At 69.4% G+C, this 21,417-nt stretch carries 23 protein-coding genes and 1 riboswitch; of the genes, 8 read left to right on the forward strand and 15 right to left on the reverse strand.

The window, feature by feature from the left end; translation table 11 throughout:
* The first annotated feature begins 25 nt into the window (after positions 1-25).
* Positions 26-137, forward strand: a riboswitch (TPP riboswitch).
* Positions 138-173: 36 nt separating this feature from the next.
* The 6 genes from thiO (at position 174) to HJ588_RS18000 (ending at position 4,626) form a co-directional block, all read left to right on the forward strand.
* Entirely contained in the window at positions 174-1,253 is a 1,080-nt protein-coding gene (thiO, locus tag HJ588_RS17975) for a glycine oxidase ThiO (RefSeq protein ID WP_171158215.1), read from the forward strand.
* Complete coding sequence (gene thiS / locus HJ588_RS17980) at positions 1,250-1,459, forward strand: sulfur carrier protein ThiS (RefSeq protein ID WP_246242754.1); 210 nt, start codon at positions 1,250-1,252, stop codon at positions 1,457-1,459. The genes thiO and thiS overlap by 4 nt, the downstream gene beginning before the upstream one ends.
* A 1-nt stretch (position 1,460) precedes the next feature.
* Positions 1,461-2,234: a thiazole synthase gene (thiG, locus tag HJ588_RS17985; protein WP_171158218.1), complete on the forward strand. Its 774-nt coding sequence runs from the start codon at positions 1,461-1,463 to the stop codon at positions 2,232-2,234.
* 5 nt (positions 2,235-2,239) lie between these two features.
* Positions 2,240-2,854 (forward strand): thiamine phosphate synthase, encoded by a 615-nt coding sequence (locus HJ588_RS17990; protein WP_171158220.1) that lies wholly within the window; start codon positions 2,240-2,242, stop codon positions 2,852-2,854.
* 99 nt (positions 2,855-2,953) lie between these two features.
* Positions 2,954-4,153 (forward strand): MFS transporter, encoded by a 1,200-nt coding sequence (locus HJ588_RS17995; RefSeq protein WP_171158222.1) that lies wholly within the window; start codon positions 2,954-2,956, stop codon positions 4,151-4,153.
* A gap of 41 nt (positions 4,154-4,194) precedes the next feature.
* Entirely contained in the window at positions 4,195-4,626 is a 432-nt protein-coding gene (locus tag HJ588_RS18000) for a MarR family winged helix-turn-helix transcriptional regulator (protein ID WP_171158225.1), read from the forward strand.
* Between the two features lie 3 nt (positions 4,627-4,629).
* Here the strand turns inward: HJ588_RS18000 and lplAB are convergent, their stop codons facing one another.
* From lplAB to HJ588_RS18045, 9 genes are all read right to left on the reverse strand, one after another.
* Positions 4,630-5,679 carry a lipoate-protein ligase LplAB gene (gene lplAB, locus HJ588_RS18005; RefSeq protein ID WP_171158227.1) on the reverse strand — a complete coding sequence of 350 codons (1,050 nt, stop codon included), beginning with the start codon at positions 5,677-5,679 and terminating at the stop codon, positions 4,630-4,632.
* 113 nt (positions 5,680-5,792) lie between these two features.
* Positions 5,793-7,229, reverse strand: coding sequence for a DHA2 family efflux MFS transporter permease subunit (locus tag HJ588_RS18010; RefSeq protein WP_171158229.1), 1,437 nt, complete (start codon positions 7,227-7,229; stop codon positions 5,793-5,795).
* The gene (locus HJ588_RS18015) at positions 7,226-7,657 is read right to left on the reverse strand and encodes a MarR family winged helix-turn-helix transcriptional regulator (RefSeq protein WP_171158231.1); all 432 of its coding nucleotides are present in this window, start codon (positions 7,655-7,657) and stop codon (positions 7,226-7,228) included. Before HJ588_RS18015 ends, HJ588_RS18010 begins: the two co-directional genes overlap by 4 nt.
* 44 nt (positions 7,658-7,701) lie before the next feature.
* Positions 7,702-8,778: an ABC transporter ATP-binding protein gene (locus HJ588_RS18020; protein ID WP_171158233.1), complete on the reverse strand. Its 1,077-nt coding sequence runs from the start codon at positions 8,776-8,778 to the stop codon at positions 7,702-7,704.
* A 2-nt stretch (positions 8,779-8,780) separates the two neighbouring features.
* On the reverse strand, positions 8,781-10,100 hold the full coding sequence (locus tag HJ588_RS18025) for an ABC transporter substrate-binding protein (protein WP_171158234.1): 1,320 nt from the start codon (positions 10,098-10,100) through the stop codon (positions 8,781-8,783).
* Positions 10,101-10,127: 27 nt separating this feature from the next.
* Positions 10,128-11,027, reverse strand: a complete 900-nt coding sequence (locus tag HJ588_RS18030; RefSeq protein WP_343036789.1) for a carbohydrate ABC transporter permease — start codon at positions 11,025-11,027, stop codon at positions 10,128-10,130.
* Entirely contained in the window at positions 11,020-11,979 is a 960-nt protein-coding gene (locus tag HJ588_RS18035) for a carbohydrate ABC transporter permease (RefSeq protein WP_343036790.1), read from the reverse strand. Before HJ588_RS18035 ends, HJ588_RS18030 begins: the two co-directional genes overlap by 8 nt.
* Positions 11,980-12,047: 68 nt before the next feature.
* Complete coding sequence (gene coaE / locus HJ588_RS18040) at positions 12,048-12,683, reverse strand: dephospho-CoA kinase (RefSeq protein ID WP_171158237.1); 636 nt, start codon at positions 12,681-12,683, stop codon at positions 12,048-12,050.
* Positions 12,684-12,693: 10 nt separating this feature from the next.
* Positions 12,694-13,299 carry a TetR/AcrR family transcriptional regulator gene (locus HJ588_RS18045; RefSeq protein WP_171158239.1) on the reverse strand — a complete coding sequence of 202 codons (606 nt, stop codon included), beginning with the start codon at positions 13,297-13,299 and terminating at the stop codon, positions 12,694-12,696.
* Positions 13,300-13,373: 74 nt separating this feature from the next.
* Here HJ588_RS18045 and HJ588_RS18050 point away from each other — a divergent pair, with 74 nt between their 5' ends.
* Positions 13,374-13,916 (forward strand): hypothetical protein, encoded by a 543-nt coding sequence (locus tag HJ588_RS18050; protein ID WP_171158608.1) that lies wholly within the window; start codon positions 13,374-13,376, stop codon positions 13,914-13,916.
* A 507-nt stretch (positions 13,917-14,423) separates the two neighbouring features.
* Here HJ588_RS18050 and rpsA read toward each other — a convergent pair.
* Positions 14,424-15,917 (reverse strand): 30S ribosomal protein S1, encoded by a 1,494-nt coding sequence (gene rpsA, locus HJ588_RS18055; RefSeq protein ID WP_171158241.1) that lies wholly within the window; start codon positions 15,915-15,917, stop codon positions 14,424-14,426.
* Between the two features lie 179 nt (positions 15,918-16,096).
* On the opposite strand from rpsA, the gene HJ588_RS18060 reads away from it, so the two are divergent.
* The gene (locus HJ588_RS18060; RefSeq protein WP_246242755.1) at positions 16,097-16,930 is read left to right on the forward strand and encodes a class I SAM-dependent methyltransferase; all 834 of its coding nucleotides are present in this window, start codon (positions 16,097-16,099) and stop codon (positions 16,928-16,930) included.
* Here HJ588_RS18060 and HJ588_RS18065 read toward each other — a convergent pair.
* The 5 genes from HJ588_RS18065 to HJ588_RS18085 all read right to left on the reverse strand — a co-directional run bounded on the left by HJ588_RS18065 (position 16,927) and on the right by HJ588_RS18085 (position 21,328).
* The gene (locus HJ588_RS18065) at positions 16,927-17,916 is read right to left on the reverse strand and encodes an NAD-dependent epimerase/dehydratase family protein (RefSeq protein WP_171158243.1); all 990 of its coding nucleotides are present in this window, start codon (positions 17,914-17,916) and stop codon (positions 16,927-16,929) included. The genes HJ588_RS18060 and HJ588_RS18065 overlap by 4 nt on opposite strands.
* 6 nt (positions 17,917-17,922) lie before the next feature.
* Complete coding sequence (gene pgfA / locus HJ588_RS18070; protein WP_171158246.1) at positions 17,923-18,990, reverse strand: cell envelope lipid trafficking protein PgfA; 1,068 nt, start codon at positions 18,988-18,990, stop codon at positions 17,923-17,925.
* A gap of 63 nt (positions 18,991-19,053) precedes the next feature.
* Positions 19,054-19,629, reverse strand: coding sequence for a D-glycero-alpha-D-manno-heptose-1,7-bisphosphate 7-phosphatase (locus tag HJ588_RS18075; RefSeq protein WP_171158248.1), 576 nt, complete (start codon positions 19,627-19,629; stop codon positions 19,054-19,056).
* Positions 19,614-20,243 (reverse strand): D-sedoheptulose-7-phosphate isomerase, encoded by a 630-nt coding sequence (locus HJ588_RS18080; protein ID WP_171158250.1) that lies wholly within the window; start codon positions 20,241-20,243, stop codon positions 19,614-19,616. The genes HJ588_RS18075 and HJ588_RS18080 overlap by 16 nt, the downstream gene beginning before the upstream one ends.
* Positions 20,243-21,328 (reverse strand): GHMP family kinase ATP-binding protein, encoded by a 1,086-nt coding sequence (locus HJ588_RS18085; RefSeq protein ID WP_171158252.1) that lies wholly within the window; start codon positions 21,326-21,328, stop codon positions 20,243-20,245. Before HJ588_RS18085 ends, HJ588_RS18080 begins: the two co-directional genes overlap by 1 nt.
* Between the last annotated feature and the right edge of the window lie 89 nt (positions 21,329-21,417).

The following is a 21,417-nucleotide window of genomic DNA, read 5'->3' on the forward strand; positions in this document are numbered from 1 at the left end:
CACGTCGGCGGTGTGTTAGCGTCGTCATGTCCTTCGCGGGAGTCCGGTGGACCGGACTGAGAGGGGGCTGACGCCGCCCCGACCGTCACCAACTTGATCCGGGTCATGCCGGCGCAAGGAGAAGCCATGGCGACCAATCACCTTCCGCACCTTCGGATCTCGCCCCTTCCGCAATGACCTCCGTCGCCGTTCTCGGCGGTGGCGTGATCGGGCTGTCGGCCGCCTGGGAGCTCGCCCGGCGCGGCGCGGACGTGGTGCTGGTCGACGTGCCGCTCCCCGGGCGCAGCTCGCCCGTGGCAGCCGGGATGATCTCGGCCGCCGCCGAGGTCGACTACGGCGAAACCGGGCTGTGGGAGCTGACCTCGCGGTCGCAGGCGCAGTGGCCGGGCTTCGCCGCCGACCTGGAGCGCGCCGCCGGCCGGCCGGTCGGACTGCGCCGCACCGGCACGCTGCTGGTCGCGACGGACCGCGACGAGCAGCTGCGTCTCGAGCGGCGGCTGAAGCTCCTCGCCGACCTGGGCGTCGACGCCGACCGGCTTGACCGGCGCGAGTTGCGGCGCAAAGAGCCCGCGCTCGCTCCCTCCGTGCGCGGAGCGGCCTGGCTGCCCGACGATCTCTGCGTCGAACGCGGCCAGGCCCTCGCGGCGCTGCGGGCGGCGGTGACCGCAGCCGCTGTGCGGACGGTCGAGGCCGAGGGCCGGGTGCTGACCCGCGACGGCCGGGCCGTCGGCGTCGAACTGGCCGACGGCCTGGTTGCTGCCGATCACGTGGTGCTCTGCGGCGGCTGGCGCAGCGCGGCGGCCGTGGATGCCTCCGCGGCGTTGCCCGACGTGCGTCCGGTCAAGGGTGAGCTCATCGACCTGGAGCTTCCCGCACCAGCCGTGACGAGCACGGTGCGGGCGGTTGTCGACCGCGTGCCGGTCTATCTGGTGCCCCACGACGACACGCGGCTGACCGTCGGTGCCACGAGCACCGACGTCGGCGCCGACACCGCCCCGACAGTGCGGGCCGCGCTCGAACTGCTCAGCGCCGCAACGACTCTCGTGCCAGAGCTGCGTGACGCGCGGATCGCCGCGCACCGCGTCGGTCTGCGCCCGGCAAGCGCGGACAACCACCCGTCGATGGGCGTCTCGCCGATGCCCGGGCTCATCCTCGCCACCGGTCACTATCGGCACGGCTTCCTGCTCGCGCCGCTGACCGCATCCATCGTCGCCGACAGCGTCATGGCGGCACGCACCGAAGGAGACTCATGATGGCCGACACCTTCCGCCTGAACGGCGAGGAGCGACCGTTGCCCGCCGAGGCCACGGTCAGCCGCATGCTGGCGTCGGAGGGGTGGGACGGTGCGTGGTTCGCCGTGGCTCTGGACGGCGCAGTGGTCCCGTCCTCGCAATGGCACTCCACCACGGTCGCCCCCGGCGCCGAGGTCGAGATCGTCCGTCCCGCGCAAGGTGGCTGAGATGACCTCGGACACCTGGGAGTTCTCGGGTCGCAATCTCACCAGCCGGCTACTGCTCGGGTCGGGTGGCGTCTCGTCGGCGGCGGTCCTGTCCGCATGCATCGCCGAGAGTGGCACCGACGTCGTCACCGTGTCCATGCGTCGGGCCGGCGCCTCGGCCACGAGTGGTCTGCTTCCCGCCATACAGGCAGCGGGCGTGGAGGTGCTGCCCAACACCGCCGGTTGCCGCACCGCGCGCGAGGCGGTGCTCACCGCGCAACTCGCGCGGGAGGCGTTGCGGACCGACTGGGTCAAGCTCGAGGTGATCGCCGACGACCGCACGCTGCTGCCCGATGTGCTCGAACTCGTCGACGCCGCAGAGCAACTCGTGGACGACGGCTTCCGAGTGCTGCCCTACACCACGGACGACCTCGTGGTCGCCCGTCGGCTGCGCGACGTCGGCTGCGCGGCAGTCATGCCGCTCGGCTCGCCCATCGGCTCCGGGCTCGGCATCCGCAATCCGCACGCGATCGAGCTGATCTGCGGCGAGATCGAGCTCCCGGTCGTGCTCGACGCCGGTCTCGGCACGGCATCCGACGCGGCACTGGCCATGGAGCTGGGCTGCTCCGCGGTGCTACTGGCGACCGCCGTCACCCGCGCCGAGCGTCCCGAGCTGATGGCGGCGGCGATGCGTGACGCGGTCCGCGCCGGTCGCGCGGCGCACGACGCGGGCCGCATCCCGAGAAGCTCTCTCGCGCGGGCATCCTCACCGACCACCGGGATGGTCGGCAGGTGAGTGCCGTGCCGTCCCTGATGTTGGTCACCGACCGGCGACAGGTTGGCCGCCGGCGGCTTACCGACGTCGTCGGCGCGTGCGTGGCCGGCGGCATACGCAACGTGTTCCTGCGTGAGCGCGATCTGCCGCAGGCGGAGTACGACGAAGTCCTTGCCACAATGCGGCGCGACATCGCGGACCGGGCAGCGATCTTCACCCGTTCGCCCGATCCGCGCGCAGCCGGCTGCCAGCTCAGCTCGTCGGACCGTCTCCCGTCGCCCCGGCCGCCGATCGTCGGCCGCTCGGCGCACGACGCCGACGAGCTGCGTCGCGCGATCGACGAGGGCCTCGACTACGTCTTTGCCGGTCCTTACGCCGAGTCGGCGTCGAAACCCGGCCACGGACCCGCGCTCGGTGCACGGGGCATCGAAGCCTTCGTCCGCCTCCCCGGCGCGCCACCCGTGATCGCGATCGGCGGCGTGCGTCCCGCGGATGCACCGGACATCGCCTCTGCGGGCGGACACGGGATCGCCGTGATGGGCCCGCTCATGCGGGCAACCGACCCGACCGACCTCGCCGCCGAATACAGCAGAGCTGCAGCCGTTTTCGTCGGCGTGCCTCATCCGTCAGAGCCCATGTGACCACCTCCCACTCCACGGGCAATCCCAACGCGCACAGATAATTGACACTGACAAGTAGTCTCTCTATGGTTGACACAGTCAACAAAAGAGAGGTTGTCGATGAGCACTGTCGCGGAGCGCAACACCCAGAGTCTGCGGATCGGCCGAGCACACCCCTGGCGCATCCCTGTGCTCGTCGCGGCGGTCGTGATCGCCGGCCTTGCGGCTCGATCGCCCATCACGGCGGTGGGTCCGCTCGGCGATCGCATCGGCAACGCCTATGGACTGTCACCGACCGCGATCGGGGCCCTGACGACGGTCACGATGGTCGTCTTCATGCTCTGCTCTCCGTTCTCGACGACACTCGGCCGGCGATGGGGCATCGAGATTGCGATCGTCGCCGGCTTCGCGCTCAGCGCCGTGGGCGTCGGGCTGCGCACCTACCCCGCCGCCTGGGCGCTGTATGCCGGCACCGTGCTGCTCGCCGCAGGCCTCTGCCTGCCGAACGTGTTGCTGCCCATGGTGATCCGGCGTGACTTCCCGGGATCGGTCGGCACCATGACCGCCGTCTACACCTCGATGATGACCGTCGGTGGCGCCCTCGGCTCGTGGACGGCGTTGCCGCTGACCCGGCTGTGGGGCTGGCACGCCGGGCTTGCCGGCATCGGCGTCGTCGCCGTGCTGGCGGCCTTGGCGTGGGCACCCTTCGAGCGCGAGCACCACCGGCCGGGTCCGGATGACCAGCCGACCGGACGCAGCTGGCGCAGAGCGCTCGGCTGGCAGGTATCGCTCTTCTTCGGCATGCAGTCGCTGCTGTTCTACTCCTCGGTCGCCTGGCTCGTGCCGATCCTCGTCAGCAAGGGACTGACGACCGGGTCAGCGGCCACGCTGCTCAGCCTCTTCACGCTGATCGGGCTGTTGCCCGCGATGCTCGTGCCGCCACTCGCCTCCCGCGCGACCGACCAGGTCGCGGTCGCCGCCGGCATCGGCGCGCTGCAGATCCTCGGCGCGCTCGGCATCGTCCTGCTCACCGGACCCGCTCTGGTGGTCGCCGTGCTCGTCACCGGCATCGGCCTCGGCGCCGGAATGCCGCTCGGTTTCGCGTTCTTCGGGCTTCGCACCCGCGACGGTCACTCCGCCGGCGACCTGGCCGGCATGGCGCAGTGCGTCGGCTACGGCGTCGCGGCGCTCGGTCCGGTGGTCATGGGTCTGTTGCACCAGTGGACCGGCGACTGGGGCCTCGCACCGTGGTTCCTCGTGCTCGTCGGCGGCGGCACGCTGGCCCTGGGTATGCTCTCCGGACGTCGCCGCCTGCTCTGAGGCGGCACCACGCCGACCGCGCGAAGGAGCGCTCGATCCGGATGCTGCCCGACGGCCTGCAGGGAGACGGACGCGACGCCTGGCGCGAGTTCCTGCGCGTTTCCCGCCTCATGGACGATCACCTCAGCGCGCTGCTGCACCAAGAGCCAGTCAGCACAGGGGAATTCGGGGTGCTGATCGGTCTCGCGGAGCTTGGCGACAGCGCCCGGATGTCCGACCTGGCCGGGCACGTCCTGATGTCGCCGAGCCACCTGTCGCATCGCGCGGCACGCCTGGAGCGCAAGGGCCTGTTGCGGCGCACCAAGTCCCCCGACGACGGCCGGGAGACCTACGCGGAGCTGACCGCGCAGGGCCGGGCCCTCATCGACCGGTTGCTGCCGCCATACGCCGCCGCCATCGAGGAGAAGTTTCTGGCCCACTTCTCCGACCGGCAGCGCAAGGACCTCGCCACCTGGATGCGCCGGGTCGACTGACCCTCACGGCACCCGATGGGTCCACTCCGGGGTGCCGAACTTCTCCGCCACCAGGGTGCGAGCGCGGGCGAGTTCGTCGTCGGTGTATGACGATTCGGCACTCGCGTAGTGGGCGAGGAACGACGTGCGGAAGCTGTCGATGATCGCGTCCCGCGCCATACCGGTCTGCGAACGCATGGGGTCGACCCTCTTGTTCGCGCTCTTGGTGCCCTTGTCCGACATCTTCTCCCGGCCGATGCGCAGCACCTCCAGCATCTTGTCGGCGTCGATGTCGTAGGCCATCGTCACGTGGTGCAGCACGGCACCGTCGGCGAACCGCTTCTGCGCGGCTCCGCCGATCTTGCCCTTCTCCGACGCGATGTCGTTGAGCGGCACGTAGTGGGCGTTGATGCCGACCTCGGCCAGCGCGGTCATCACCCACTCGTCGAGGAAGGCATAGGACCGCTCGAAGCTCAGCCCCTCGACCATCGACGATGGCACGACGAGTGAGTAGGTGATCGTGTTGCCCGGCTCCATGAACATCGCGCCACCTCCGGAAATCCTTCGCACCACGTCGATTCCGTACTTCGCGGCACCATCGGAGTCGATCTCGTTGCGGTAGCTCTGGAACGACCCGATCACCACCAGCGGTGAGTCCCAGTCCCAGAAGCGCAGGGTCGGGCGGCGCGTCCCGGCCGCCACCTCGTGGGCGATCACCTCGTCGAGCGCGACGTGTTCGACCGGCGGCAGTGTGGTCGCCGGGATGACGTCGAAGGTGTGGTCGTCCCAGCCGGTCGCCTTGCCGAGAGCACGCCGCACGGCAACTCCGATGGCGTCGGCGTTGAACCCGATCAGCTGCACGGCCGGGTCGAGCGCGCCGGTGATGGCGGCGGAGAGCTGGTCGACGGAGGCGTCGGCCGGCAACCCGGTCAGCGCTGCGTCGATGTCCTCGAGTGCGTCGTCCGGCTCGAGGAAGAAGTCACCCGACACCGAAACCCTTGCCAGACGCCCGGATTCGACTTCGACGTCGACCGCGACGAGTTTGCCGCCCGGGACCTTGTATTCACCACGCATGCCCTGCTCCTACTTCGCCTCGTCGCGACGTGCAACGGCTCCCCGCACTGCCCGGGACTTTCGAGACTACCTTTCTGCCGTGTCCAGGCCTCCGGCGCCGTCCTGCCACGAGGTCACGATGCGCCGAGCTCCGCGGCCACCCGGTCACGGGTCCGCAGCGCCCGCGCACTGGTGACCGCGAAAGCGATTGCCACCAAGGCAATCCCGCAGAGAGCAACCACCACCCAGGCCCCGCGGGACGCCGCGGCGAGGCCGGTCGTCAGATCTCCCTCGAGGTTGCCGAGCGCGATCGCGGGCAGCACGGCGACGCCGAGCGACGTGCCGACCTGGCGGCTGGTCGATGCGATCCCGGCCGCGACACCCGCCTGCGCGCGCGGCATGCCGGACACCGCGGCATTGGTGATCGGTGCGTTGATGAAGCCGACGCCGACGCCGAACAACACATAGGCGACGCCGAGATACCACAACGAGGTCGAGTTGTCGGTGCCGAGCAGGAGCAACCCGCTCACCCCGACTCCGACGCCGGCCAGGCCCATCGGCAGGCGCGGGCCGCGTGAGCCGACGAGCTGACCGGACACCGGTGAGAAGATCGCCATCGCGATCGCCATCGGCAATGTCATCAGGCCGGCCTGCAGCGGCGACATACCCCGAACGTCTTGCAGATAAAGGGTGTTCAGGAAGAGGAACCCGGCAAACGCGCACATCCCGATCACCGCGCTGAACACCGCTCCACTGAACGGCATGCTGCGGAAGAAGCGGGGGTCGAGCAGCGGCTCCCTCCTCCGCAGTTCGTATGACGCAAGCGCCGCTCCGGCGGCCACCGCCACGGCGACGCACCCCAGCACCGGCACCGACGTCCAGCCGAGCTCGCGGCCCTCGATGATCGCGTAGGTGACGGTCGCGAGGGCGACGATCACCAGGAGCTGGCCGACGGGGTCCAGGCGCCGCATCCGGTCGGCCCGCGACTCGGGCACGAACAGCGCTGTGAGCACGATCGCGGCGACGACCACCGGCAGGTTGAGCCAGAAGATCGCCCGCCAGCCCACGGCGTCGACGAGGGCGCCGCCGATCACCGGACCCAGCGCCATGCTCAGCCCCACGACTCCGCCCCACATGCCGATCGCCTGCGCACGCTCGCGCGGGTCGCGGAAAGTGTTGGTGATGATGGACATCGCCACCGGGTTGAGCATCGAACCGCCGACTGCCTGCAGTATGCGGGCGGCGATCAGCATGCCCGGGTCCTGGGCCAGGGAGCAGAGCAGCGACCCGACGCCGAAGATCAGCAGACCGATCTGGAAGACCTTGCGCCGTCCGAGCCGGTCTGCGGTCGAGCCGGAGAGCATCAGCAGACTGGCGAGCACGAGCGTGTAGGCGTCGATCACCCACTGCAGCTGGCTCGCGCTGGCGGACAGATCGCGACCGATCGCCGGCAGCGCGAGATTGACCGCCGTCGTGTCGACGCCGACGATGAAGAGACTGAGGCAGCAGATCGCGAGGATGCCGAGGCGCCGCCGCCGGGTGAGCTCCTCGTCCGCCGATGGGGCCGTCACTGGTCGACCGCCGCCCGCATCTTGTCGATCAGCCGCGCCAGCTCACGACGCTCGGCGGCGGACAGTGCTGCGATCGGCGCCGGCAGCACCCCCGGAAGGTCGCGCAACCGCTCCAGGAGCGCACGGCCGGCATCGGTGATGTGCACCAGCCGCACCCGGCCGTCGGTGTCGCTCGCGACCCGCTCGGCGTAGCCGCGCTCGACCAGGTCTCCGACGATCACGGACACCGCCGGCGCGTCGACATGCATCATCTCGGCGAGTTCCCGCTGCGTGCGGGCGTGATCCTCGATGCGCCGCAGCAGCCGGAAGCGGCTCCACGGCATGGCCATCTCGTCCTGCAGCAGCGTCTGCGCGAGACCCTTGTGATCCATCACGAGCGCCATCAGGCCCAGCCAGACGGCGATCGGGGTGATTTTAGTTGTGCGCATACAATAATTGTACGCACACAACTAAAAGCGGGTGTTCCCCGGGACTACCTCCGGTCGCCGGTTGCGGCGTCGAAGAGGTGCAACTCCCCCGCCACCGGCGAGATGCGGATCAGGTCGCCGGTCTCCGGACGCCCGCTCTTGGGCAGCCGCACCGTGATGCGCGGCCCGTCCGGATCGCCGTCGGGCCGCCCGTAGACGAACACCTCCGCGCCGAGCGATTCCACCAGCTCGACCCGCAACGGGATGGCGTTCTTCTCCAGCTCCGACGCGACGGTCCACGACTCCGGCCGGATGCCGAGCGTCACCCGGCCGGCGTCGCCGATCCGGGCACGGTCCAGCGGCACGCTCGCACCGAGCAGCTCCGCCCTACCGTCGCGCACGTCGGCGTCGAGCAGGTTGATCGCGGGAGAGCCGATGAATCCGGCGACGAAGGTGTTGACCGGTCGCTCGTAGAGCGTCTCCGGTGTGTCCACCTGTTGCAGCACGCCCTCCTTGAGGACCGCGACCCGGTGACCCATCGTCATCGCCTCAACCTGGTCGTGCGTGACGTAGACAGTCGTGACGCCCAATCGCCTTTGCAGTGCTGCGATTTGGGCGCGGGTCGACACGCGCAACTTGGCGTCGAGATTGGACAGCGGCTCGTCCATGCAGAAGACCTTGGGGTTGCGCACGATCGCGCGCCCCATCGCCACGCGCTGCCGCTGCCCGCCGGACAGCTGCCCCGGTTTGCGCCCGAGCAGCGGCTCCAGCTCCAGGATCTTCGCCGCCTCCAGGACGCGCTCGTGCGCCTCGGCCTTGCTCACTCCGGCGTTGCGCAGGGCGAACGCCATGTTCTCCTCGGCCGTCATGTTGGGATAGAGCGCGTAGCTCTGGAAGACCATCGCGACGTCGCGGTCGCGCGGCCGCACGCCCTTCTGGTCGTGCCCGTCGATGAGCACCCGGCCGCCGTCCACCGGCTCGAGGCCGGCGAGCATGCGCAACGTGGTGGACTTCCCGCAGCCGGACGGGCCGACCAGCACCAGGAACTCACCGTCCTCGATGTCCAGCGTGACGCCGTCGACCGAGGGACGGTTGTTCCCCTTGTGCACCCGGGTCGCCCCGTCGAAGTAAACCGATGCCATCGTTACGACTTCAGCTTCTGCTTCACCTGGGAGTCGTATGCCGCGGTGATCGTGCCGCCCAGCGCGCTGAACGTGGACCGGACGTCGGAGCCGGCCACGATCTTGTCGAGCGCCTGGCCGATGTCGGCCCCGCCACCCGGCACGAACACGCGGGCGTAGTCCTGCGGGCGGGTCTTCGGCAACTGGTCGACGGCGACCTTGAAGTTCGGGTTCTGCTTCAGGTATGCCGCCTCCGACGGCTCCTGCAGCGCCGAGGTGCGCACGGGCATGTAACCGGTCGCCTGGGTGAACGTCGCGGTGTTCTTGGCGTTGGTCAGGAACTCCACGAATTTCGCGGCGTTCTTCTGCCGCTCGGCGGAGATACCCGACGGGATCGCGACGCCCGCACCACCGGTCGGGCAGCACTTGACGCCACCCGGGGCGGGCACGAAACCGACGCCGAGCTCGAACGGCAGATCCTTGAATCCGCCCAGGTTGCCGGTGGATTCGAGCAGCACCGCACCGAGTCCGGCGCTGAAGTCGCTCGCCGAGTCGGCCGAGGTCTTGACGTACTTCTTCTTCGCCCAGTCCTGCAGCACCTGACCGGCCTTGACCGTCCCGGCCTCGGTGAAGGTCGGCGTCCACTCCTTGGAGTAGCCGCCGCCGTACGACCACGCGATCGCCTGGAACGTCCAGTCGAGGTAGTTGGCGCCGTCGTCCAGGATCAGCGCGCTCTTGCCACCGCCGATCGCGCTCTGCAGCTTCGGCGCCCACTGGGTGAACTCGTCCCACGACTGCGGCGACCGGTCCGGCAGGCCGGCCTTCTTGAAGACGTCCTTGTTGTAGTAGAAGACGACCGTCGAGCGGGCGTACGGGATCGCGTAGTGCTTGCCCTGGTAGAGGTAGTCGGCATACAGGCCCTCGACATAGTCGCTCGTCGACAGGCCGTTCTGCGCGAAAAGCGCTCCCACGTCAGCAAATCGGTTGTTCAGCGCGAAGTTGAACCAGGTCACGTCCGAGGCGACCACGACGTCGGGCAGGCTGCCGCCGGCCAGGGCCGCGTTGAACTTCTGCGCAACCTCCTCGTAGTCCTTGCCCGCGTCGGTGAGCTTGACCTTCAGCCCGGGGTTCGCCTTCTCGCAGTCGGCGATGATCTTCTGCTCGGTCGCCTTCGACTTCCCGGGGTGGTTGCTCCAGAAGTCGATGGTGCTGGACGAGCCGCCGGCCTTGGCACTGCCGGAGCTGCTGCCCTCGGACCCGGTGCCGGCGCAGGCGGCCAGACCGGTCGCGAGTGCCGCACCACCGGCAACCCCCAGGAAGCCGCGGCGAGTGAGGTCGGACATGTGGATTCTCCTTAGAGTGAACGGTTTTCAGCCCTTGACCGCACCGGCGGTGAGGCCCTTGATCATGTGTCGTTGCAAGGCGAGGAAGACGATCAGCACCGGCAGCATCGCGAGCACCGTCGCCGCCATCACCGGCCCCCAGTTGGTGATGCCGTCGTTGTTCTGCAGTTGGGTGAGACCGATCGGCAGGGTGCCGACCCGGCTGTCGTCGGACATCAGGAACGGCCAGAGATATTCGTTCCACTCGTTGACGACGGTGATGATCGAGAACGCGATCAGCGTTGGCCAGGACATCGGCAGGACCACCCGCCACAGCAGCTTCAGCGGACCGGCGCCGTCGAGCCGTGCCGCCTCGATGATCTCGCCCGGCACGGAGAGGAACTGGTTGCGCATCAGGAAGGTGCCGAACGCGACGCCCGCCAGCGGGATGATGATGCCCTGATAGGTGTTGCGCCAGCCGAGCTGGCTGACCAGTGCGTAGTTGGAGATCACCGTGATCTGGTTGGGCACCATCAGCGCGGCGATCACCACCAGGAAGACCAGGTTGCGGCCGGGAAAACGCAACAACGACAAGGCGTATGCCGAGATCACTCCGAGCACGATCTTGGCGACCGACAGCAACAGGGTGATGATCACCGAGTTGCGGAAGAAGGCCCAGAAGTCGATCTCGGTGGTCGCCGACTTGTAGCCCGCGGTCGTCGGGTGCGCCGGCCACCACTGCGCCGGCTGGGTGTAGATGTCCGGCTTCTCCTTGAACGAGGTGATCACGATCCAGAAGAGCGGCAGCGCCACCAGCAGGAAGATCGCGACCATGCCGAGGTAGCCGGCGATCTTCATCCCGACGCCGCCGAAGCTCGCGGCCTCGGCCTGGTGTGCTCCGGCGGGCTTCTCGTTGGGTTCGAACCCGGTAATAGCGTTCTCAGTCACGGCGCATCCCCCGATCCATCACGCGCACCTGGACGACGGTGACGACCAGCAGGATCAGGAACATGATCGTCGCGATCGTCGCGCCATACCCCGCCCGGCTGTTGACGAAGGTCTCCCGATAGACCTGGTAGACCAGCGTCGTCGTGCCGTAGCCCTGCGGGCCGCCGCGGGTCATCACGTTGATGATGTCGAAGACCTGCACGGAGTTGAGCAGCACGGTGATCGACAGGAAGAACGTCGTCGGGCGCAGTTGTGGCAGAAGGACTTTGGTGAACCGGCGCCATGCGGAGGCGCCGTCGATCTCGGCCGCTTCGTCGAGGTCGGCGCGCCGCCCCTGCAGCGCGGCAAGGTAGATCACGAATGTGTAGCCGAGGTTCTTCCAGATGTAGGTCGCGGTCACCATGAACAGCGCCCAACCGGGTCGCTGGTAGAAGTCCGGCACGGAGAGGCCGACCCGGTCGAACAGGTCGCGGATCATCCCGAAGTTGGGGTCGAAGACGAACTGGAAGGCGATGCCGACCGCGGCACCGGAGATGACGAACGGCGCGAAGATCGCCGAGCGCACCAGGTTGCGGCCGCGCAGCTGCTGGTCGAGCAGGATCGCCAGGCCGAGCCCGAGCGCCATCGAGATGCCCACGGTCGCCACGGTGAAGATCAGCGTGTTCTTCAGCACCTGGTGCGCGTTGGGGTCGTGCCACCAGGTCGTGTAGTTGTCGAAGCCGATGTAGTGCGCGACCGGCGCCGAGATGTTCCAGTCGGTGAACGACAACCGGATGTTGTCGGCAAGCGGGCGGTAGGTGAAGATCACCAGCAGCGCGAGGTTGGGCAGGAGCAGGAGCGCCGCCAGCAGCCATTCGCCGTACGGCCTACCGCTGCGCTTGGGCGGTGCGCCGACGGGCTCGGGTGGTCCGGACCGCACTGGCGCCGGCGAAGATTGGGGCGTCGCGGTCACGAGCGGAAAGTGTCACGGTCGGGGGTGGGCACCCGGTGAACGATAGTGGTCTCTCAGCTGACGTGGGGTTAACTTCCGGATGCTTCCCGGGCTTTGTCCACCAGCTTCGCGTTGTATGGCGCAAGCCGCTCCCGCCAGAGCGAATCCACCTGCGCGAGCAACTCCTCACGCGTGCCGTTGTTGTCGAGCAGCACGTCGGCGACCGCGCGCCGCTGCTCGTCGGTGGCCTGCGCGGCGATGCGGGCCCGCGCATCCTCCGGCGTCATCCCCCGGTCGCGCACCAGCCGCTCCAGCCGCACGTCCTCCGCCGCGTCGACGATCAGCACCAGGTCGTAATTGCCGGCGAGACCGGTCTCGACCAGCAGCGGCATGTCGTGCACGACGATCGCCTCACGGGGTGCGGCGGCGCGCGCCTGCGCGGTGAGGTCGGCGATGCGCGGGTGGGTGATGCGCTCCAGGTCGCGACGCGCATCGGGGTCGGCGAAGACGATCGCGCCGAGCGCAGCGCGGTCCAGCGAGCCGTCCGGCTGGAGCACCTGGTCGCCGAATCGCACTGCGATCTCTGCAAGTCCGGGTGTGCCCGGCGCGACGACCTCGCGCGCCAGCCGATCGGCGTCGATCACGACGGCGCCGAGCTCGGTCAGCCGGGCCGACACCGTCGATTTGCCGGAGCCGATGCCGCCGGTCAGTCCCACGAAGAGCACGCCGCCGACTCTAGTCGTCGACGGCCGCGGCGGGGCTGCCGGCCAGCTGCTGCAGGTGCGCGGTGAGCGCAGCCCGGATGCGGCGTGCACCGAGGCGCGGCTCGAGCGTGCCGTGCAGGGCCAGGCCGTCGGTGAGCGCGTGCAGCCGAGTGGTCTCGGTGGCCACGTCGAGGTCGACCCCGTAGACCTGCTGCACCGTGAGCACGCACGACTCCATGAGACCGCGGAGCCGGGTGTGCACCTGGCGCCATACCGCGCCGAGGCTCTCGTCGGTGCGAGCGGCCATGGTGAGCGCGAGCCACACCTCCGACTCGGCGCGCCGGGCGGCATCCAGTGGCAACACGGTCTCCAGCAGCCGCACCAGGCCGGGCAGGTCGGTCGCGTCGGCGCCGAGGCGGCGCACCCGCTCCCCGACCCGGTCGGCCAGCGTCTGCATTGCGAAGGCGACGAGCGCGTCCTGGCCCTCGAAGTAGTGCCGGACCGCGCCGACCGACCGGCCGGTCTCGGCGGCGACCGTGCGCACCGACAGCGCGGCGTATCCGTCCCGGCGGATCACCCGCCACACCCCATCGGCGATCTCCGCGCGGCGCTCCTCATGATCCACGACCTTCGGCATGCTGCTTTTTTATCACACTCGTGCTATTTTGTGGTTACAGCACAGTCGTACTACAAAACGAAGGGAACGTGCCGATGCTGATCGGGGTCATCATCGCGTGCGAGATCGGCTTCTGGGTCTTCCTGCTCGCCGGTCTCAGCGCCCGTTATCTGTTGCGCCGCAAGCGGTTGTCCGGTGTCCTGCTCGCCCTCGCGCCGGCGGTCGATCTCGTGCTGCTCGTCGCGACCGTGCTCGATCTGCGTGGCGGCGGCGCCGCGAGCACGCCGCACGCCTTGGCGGCGGTCTACCTCGGGGTCTCCGTCGGCTTCGGCCACCGGATGCTGCGGTGGGCCGACGAGCGGTTCGCCCACCGTTTCGCCGGCGGTCCGGCACCGGCGACCAAGCCCCGGTATGGCGCCGCGCACGCGGCCGCCGAACGCTCCGCGTGGTTCGCGCACCTGCGCGCCTGGGCCGTCGGCTGCGCGCTGCTCGGCCTGGCGATCGTGGCGATCGGCGACGCGAACCGCACCGAGGTGCTGCTCAACACCGCCCGCCTGTGGACGCTCGTGCTCGTGATCGACGGCATCATCTCGTGGAGCTACACCGTCCGCCCGAAGGCGGCTCCGCGCGGGACGTGACGCGGTGGGGAGGTGGCGCGTCGCGTGCACACCCCGCAACCGTCGCGACTTGCGCACGCCGACGCGCATCTCGTAAGCGGAAGTGCGGCTGACGTCACGGTCGCTTACGAGACGAACAACCAGCCCCCCGCGACTCGTAAGCGGAAGTGCGGCTGACGTCACGGTCGCTTACGAGACCGGGCCCGCGTGCGCAGCCCGCGACCGTCGCGACTTCTGCACGCCCCCAGCCCGACCCGCGTACACACCCCGCAACCGTCGCGACTTCTGCACGCCCCCGCGCGTCTCGTAAGCGGGAGTGCGGCTGGCGTCACCCTCGCTTACGAGAACGGTGCCGCGTGCACACCCCGCGACCGTCGCGACTTGCGCACGCCCGTGCGCATCTCGTAAGCGGGAGTGCGGATGACGTCACGGTCGCTTACGAGACCACGGGCCCCGCCCCCAAGCAGCAACGCGAAAGCCCCTGGAAACCAACGGTTTCCAGGGGCTTTCGGCGTCACGCGAGCCGGATCAGGCGCCGGTCAGCTTCTCACGCAGCGCGGCAAGCGCCTCGTCGGAAGCCAGCGTGCCCTCGGCCGGGGCCTCCGGCGCGGCGGACGAGCTGCTGCTGGAGCTGCTCGAGCCGGAGTCGCTGCTCTCCGAGGAGTAGGAAGTCGCACCGGACGCGGCGTTGGCCACGGCCTCGGCGTCGTCCTTGCGCGCCTGCTCGATCTGCGCCTGGTGCGCCTCGTAGCGGGCGTGCGCCTCGGCGTACTGCTTCTCCCACTTCTCGCGCTGCGACTCGAAGCCCTCGAGCCACTCGCCCGACTCCGGGTCGAAGCCCTCGGGGTACTTGTAGTTGCCCTGCTCGTCGTACTCGGCGGCCATGCCGTAGAGGGTCGGGTCGAACTCGACCTGGCCCGCGGCGGCGTCGTTGGCCTGCTTGAGGCTCAGCGAGATGCGGCGACGCTCGAGGTCGATGTCGATGACCTTGACGAAGATCTCCTGGCCCACCTGCACGACCTGCTCCGGCAGCTCCACGTGGCGCTCGGCCAGCTCGGAGATGTGGACCAGACCCTCGATGCCGTCCTCGACGCGGACGAACGCACCGAACGGCACCAGCTTGGTGACCTTGCCCGGCACGACCTGGCCGATGGCGTGGGTGCGGGCGAAGTGCTGCCACGGGTCTTCCTGGGTCGCCTTCAGCGACAGCGAAACACGCTCGCGGTCCATGTCGACGTCCAGCACCTCGACGGTGACCTCGTCGCCGACCTCGACAACCTCGCTCGGGTGGTCGATGTGCTTCCAGGACAGCTCCGAGACGTGCACCAGACCGTCGACGCCACCGAGGTCGACGAACGCACCGAAGTTGACGATGCTGCTGACGACGCCGGTGCGGACCTGACCCTTCTGCAGCTCCTTGAGGAAGGTCGTGCGGACCTCGCTCTGGGTCTGCTCCAGCCACGCGCGGCGGGACAGCACCACGTTGTTGCGGTTCTTGTCCAGCTCGATGATCTTGGCCTCGATCTCCTTGCCGACATACGGCTGGAGGTCGCGCACCCGGCGCATCTCGACGAGCGAGGCGGGCAGGAAGCCGCGCAGGCCGATGTCGAGGATGAGGCCACCCTTGACGACCTCGATGACGGTGCCGGTGACGACGCCGTCCTCTTCCTTGATCTGCTCGATGGTGCCCCAGGCGCGCTCGTACTGTGCGCGCTTCTTGGACAGGATCAGCCGGCCTTCCTTGTCCTCCTTCTGGAGAACCAGGGCCTCGACGTCGTCGCCGACGGCGACGACCTCGTTGGGGTCGACGTCGTGCTTGATGGACAGCTCACGCGAGGGGATGACGCCCTCGGTCTTGTAGCCGATGTCGAGCAGGACCTCGTCCCGGTCGACCTTGACGATGACACCCTCGACGATGTCTCCGTCATTGAAATGCTTGATCGTCGCGTCGATGGCGGCGAGCAGCTCCTCCTCCGACCCGATGTCGTTGACAGCGATCGGCGAGGTGGTGGTGGCAGTCATGTAGTAGGAAACCTTTTGGTGGGCTAGTTGATGGACAGATGGTCGAGCAAAATGCGCACACGCGTGCGCTGCTCTACCCTACCGACCCGTCCACAGCCCGGTCAAAGCCGGCGGTGACCAGCCGATCCGTGACCACATGTGACCACATGTGACCACGTGTCCTGGACACATGTGGTGGTATGACGCACGTGATGGACAGCTTCGGGGTCGGTCGCCGCGGTGCCGGACGGGAGGAGACCCGCTCGGCCAACCGCCGCTGGTGGGACGACGAGGCCGTCCCCTATTACGCCGAACACGGCGACTTCCTCGGAGATTCCGACCTGGTGTGGGGTCCGGAGGGGCTGACCGAGTCCGAGCTGCGGCTGCTCGAGCCGCTCGCCGGCCGCGACGTGCTGGAGATCGGTGCGGGCGCGGCGCAGGGCGGCCGCTACGTCCAGGGGCAGGGCGCCCGGGTGGTCGCGACGGACCTGTCCGCCGGGATGCTGCGCCAGGCGGCGCTCATCGACCGCGACGCGTCCCGCCCGGTGCCGCTCGCCCAGTGCGACGCGATGGCCCTGCCGTTCGCCGACGCGTCGTTCGACGTGGTCTTCACGGCATACGGGGCGGTCCCGTTCGTGGCCGACAGCGCGGCGGTGATGTCGCAGGCGGCGCGGGTGCTGCGGCCCGGCGGCCGGCTGGTCTTCTCCACCACGCACCCGATCCGCTGGGCGTTTCCCGACGTGCCGGGCGTCGCCGGCCTGGTCGCCGACCGCCCCTACTTCGACCGCACGCCGTATGTCGAGCAGGACGACACCGGCCGCGCCACGTATGTCGAGCACCACCGCACCCTCGGCGACCGGGTGCGCGAGATCGCCGCGGCCGGCCTGGTGCTGGTCGATCTGGTCGAGCCGGAATGGCCCGCGCGCAACACCGCCGAGTGGGGTGGCTGGTCACCGACCCGGGGCCGCATCATCCCCGGCACGGCCATCTTCGTGGCGCAGAAGCAGCCGTCCCGCGCCGGGGCGGACCTTTAGCGCTCGTGCCCCGTGAGGATCTCGGTGGTCGCCTCCGGCGAGAGCACCGGCTCGGCGGCCGCGTGGTCGCGGAACCAGCCGATCGTGCGCCGCAGGCCGTCCTCGATCTGGATCTTCGGCTCCCAGCCGAGCAGCTCGCGAGCGAGCGTGGTGTCCGGGCGTCGCACGGTCGGGTCGTCCACCGGTCGCTCGATGTGGGTGACCGCAGAGCCCGAATTGGCAAGTTTCACAATCCATCCCGCGAGATCGACCATCGAGATCTCGTGCGGGTTGCCGATGTTCACCGGGCCCGGGTGACCGGTCGACGCCATCGCGAGGATGCCGGCGACCAGGTCGTCGACGTAACAGATCGACCGGGTCTGCAGACCGTCACCGGCGACCGTCACCGGCTCGCCGGCCAGCGCCTGCCGCACGAAGTTGGGGATGGCGCGGCCGTCGTTCGGACGCATGCGCGGCCCGAAGGTGTTGAAGATCCGCACGATGCCGGTGTCGACGCCGTGGCTGCCGCGGTAGGCCAGGGTCAGCGCCTCGGCGTAGCGCTTGGCCTCGTCGTAGACACCCCGCGGGCCGACCGGGTTGACGTGGCCCCAATAGTCCTCGCGCTGCGGGTGCACCTGCGGGTCGCCATACACCTCGGAGGTGGAGGCGAGCACGAACCGGGCGCCCTTGTCGCGGGCCAGGTCGAGCGCGTGCCCGGTGCCGACCGAGCCCACCCGGAGCGTCTCGATCGGCATCCGCAGGTAGTCGACCGGTGAGGCCGGGCTGGCGAAATGCAGCACCAGGTCGACCGGGCCGTCGACGTCCAGGCCGGCGGTCAGGTCCTGCTCCAGCAGGGTGAACCGGCCCGAGTCGTGCAGGTGCCCGACGTTGGCCGGGCTGCCGGTGCAGAAGTTGTCGACCGCGACGACCTCGTCGCCGCGCTCCACAAGGGTCTGCGACAGGTGCGAGCCGAGGAAGCCCGCACCGCCGGTCACCACGGCCCGCACGCCGACCTACCGATCGTCGCGCGCGGCGTGCCGGGACGAGCGCAGGCCCGCGTCGGTGGCGTCGGGGTCGTCGTCGTACGCGACGGTGTCGTCGTCATACGCACGGTCGTCGGCGTAGTCGTCGTCCGCGGCGCGGCGGTCGGCGGCGCGGTTGCGCCCGAGCAGCGCGGCGAGCACGACTCCGCCGATCAGCAGCAGGACCCCGAGGATGCCGAGGATCCACGGCGCCAGCTTCAGCGCCTTCAGCTGCATCGACTTGGTCTTGTAGTCGTCAACGTTCTTCTTCACGGTCGCGTCGTCGAAGATCGAGTTGGTGGTCAGCACCTGCACCGACTTGTCGTTCGCCGGGTTGGTCAGCCACTGCTTCTGCGCCTCACCGACCTTGATGAACGCACCGGTCTCGGGCTCCACCCAGATCGTGCGGTCCACCGAGTAGGACCAGTCGGCGGTCACCCCGGGGCTGTCCTGCGCTCCGCCGAAGAGGAAACCGGGGGCGTCCTTGGTCGGGGTCGCCTTGAGGGTCTGCCGCGGCACGGAACCCTCGAACCGGTAGACGCTCAGCCCGTTGAGCTTGTCGGTGCCGGCGTACTTCATGTCCATCGGCTTCATGATCGACGCGTCCCAGTACTGGTACGTCTTGCCCTTGTCGACGCCGAACGGGAACTTGACGGTGTAGCCCTCGTGCTTGACCGGCTTGCCGTTCTGCGAGTCGTTGCAGCAGTTGACCGGCAGACCGGTGTGCCGGTCGACCGCGATCCGCTCGGTGACCGCCTGCTGCGGCGTCTTGGTCTGCGGGATCGTCGAGAACTGGTTCTTGTCGAAGACCACCACGTTGTCGCCGTGGTCCTCGCTCGCCGGTTTGTCCACCACCGCGGTGATGCGCGTGGTCAACGTCGCGCGCTGGAATTTCAGCGTGCCGGCGTCGAAGAGGTAGGCGTTCTTGTCGACCGCAACCTGGCCGGTGTTCTGATCCATCGGGATCACGGCGAGTTTGTCGTAGGCGTAGAACTTCAGCAGTAACGCCATGGTCAGGAAGAACGCACCGAAACCGATGACTATCGCGGACTTCCGCACTGTGGCCCTCCGGGGGTGTGATCTGGAACTTACCGGACAGTAGCAGGAACTGTGCGACTTGTGTCACACCGTCCGCTGCGAGCCGGAAACGATGTGCCGCACCACGTCGAGCAGCGGCACCTCCGGACCCACCCGGTATGACGGGACGCCCGCCGCGGCGGCCGCCTCCAGGTCGCCGGGCTGGTCGCCGATCAGCACGCATCGGGCGGGCCGTGCCCAGCCGGCGCGGGCGAACGCGCGCAGCAGCAGACCGGGCAGCGGCTTGCGGCAGTCGCAGGTGCCCGTCTGGTGCGGGCACACCTGGATCGCGTCCAGGTGGGCACCGGCGGCGCCGAGGCGCTCGGCCAGGGCGCGGTGCACGGCCAGCAGCTGCGCGCGCGACAACTGCCCCGTCGCCATACCGCGCTGGTTGGTGACCAGCACGACCGCGCACCCGGCCGCGTTGCAGCGTCGCACGGCCTCGGCGGCGCCGGGCAGCAGCTCCAGCGCGGCCGGGTCGGCGATGTAGCCGGGACGGTGCACGTTGAGCGTGCCGTCGCGGTCCAGGAAGACGACGTCGAAGGGTGCGCCGGGGGCCGGCCGCCCGATGGGTGCGGTCTCCTCACCGAGGAGTTCGGCGGTGGTCAGCTCTCCCGGCATACGACGTCGACCGCCTCGCACCAGGTGTGGGTCCACAGCATGTGCACCTCCTGGATGCGCGGGGTGTCCGTGCTCGGCACGACCAGCACGTGGTCGGCGGCGCCGTGCAGGTTGCTGCCGCGGGCGCCGGTCAGCGCGATGGTGCGCAGCCCGGCGTCGCGGGCCACCTGCAGGGCGCGCAGGATGTTGGGGCTGGCGCCGCTGGTGCTCATCGCGAGCAGCACGTCGCCCGGCCGGCCGAGCGCGGAGACTCCGCGGGCGAAGGTCTCCTCGTAGCCGTAGTCGTTGCCGACCGCGGTGATCGAGCTCAGCGACTCGGCGAGGTTGACCGCGGGCAGCGGCGCACGATCGTGGATGCACTTGCCGATGAACTCGGCGGCGATGTGGCTGGCGATCGCGGCGCTGCCGCCGTTGCCGGCGACCAGCAGGGTGTGCCCCTCCACCAGCGCGTTCAGCAGCGCCGTGCCGGCCGCGTCCACCTGCTCGACGAGCCGCGGGTCGGTCAGCTCCTCGACCAGCTTGGCCCAGGAGGCGATCCCCTGTTGATGCTGTATGGCGATCGCGGGCCCCCGCCGCTCGGGCCCGACGTCGTGCAGCGCGTGTCCGGTCGGCATCAGTGCTGTCCTCTCCAGGTGGTCATTCCGTGCTGGCTGAAGGTGATCTCCGACAGGGTCAGCCCGAGTCGCAACAACTCCTGGGCGACGATGTGCCGGCGCTCGAACTCGCAGACGAAGATCAGGTGGCCGCCGCCGCCCGCGCCGGTGACCTTGCCGCCGAGCGCGCCCGCGTCGAGCGCCGTGGTCACCGCCTCGTCAATCAGCGGGGTGCTGATGCGGTCTGACATCTTGCGCTTCTGCGCCCACGCCTCCCCCAGCATGCGGCCGAACTCGTCGACCTCGCCGCGGACCAGGGCGACCTTCATCCGCTCGGCGAGCACCTTCTGTGCGCGCAGGCCCTCGAGGGCGTCGCTGTTGCCGCCCTCGTAGCGGCTGCGCTGGTCCTCGATGATGTGGTCGCTGACCCGGGTGTTGCCGGTGAACGCCAGCAGCATGTTGTGCTCGAGCTCGTGCGCGGTGTCGTCGCGCACCCGCAGCGGGTTGACGATGACCTCGTCGGGCTTGAACTCGATGAAGTTGAAGCCGCCGAACGCCGCGGCGTACTGGTCCTGCGAGCCGCCGGGGATGCCGAGGTCCTCGCGCTCCAGCCGGTAGGCGAGCTCGGCCACGTCATACGGCGTGAGGTCGAGACCGCAGTGCTGGGCGACCAGCCCGATCACCGAGACCATCACCGCGCTGGACGAGCCGAGACCCGACCCCGGCGGTGCCTGGGTGTGCAGGAACAGGTCGAACCCGCCGGACGGCCGGGCGCCGTCGATGTTGCGGATCCGCCCGATCGCCGCCTTGGGCAGGTCGAGCTTGCCGTCGAACTCGACCGGGTCGTCGACCCCGAAGCCGATCGACATGCCGTAGTCCAGCGACTGGACGGTGATGACCCCGTCCGAGCGCGGGCGCAACGTGCTGAACGCGAAGGCGGAGATGGTCGCGGACAGCACCGCGCCGCCCTCACGCTGCGGGAACGGCGTCACGTCGGTGCCGCCGCCGGCGAACGAGATCCGCAGCGGGGCACGGGCACGGAGCACGGGTCTGCTCGGATCGACCGCATCGCGGTCCGGCAGCAACCGGTCGTCGGTCGCGGTCATGATGGCCGTCCTGAGTCTTCGGTGGGGCGGGAATGTCGGGAATATCGGGAGTACTGTCGGGTCGTCCAGCCCGCTGGCGCCCCCGCGCC

The organism is Flexivirga aerilata (assembly GCF_013002715.1).
Lineage (GTDB): Bacteria > Actinomycetota > Actinomycetes > Actinomycetales > Dermatophilaceae > Flexivirga > Flexivirga aerilata.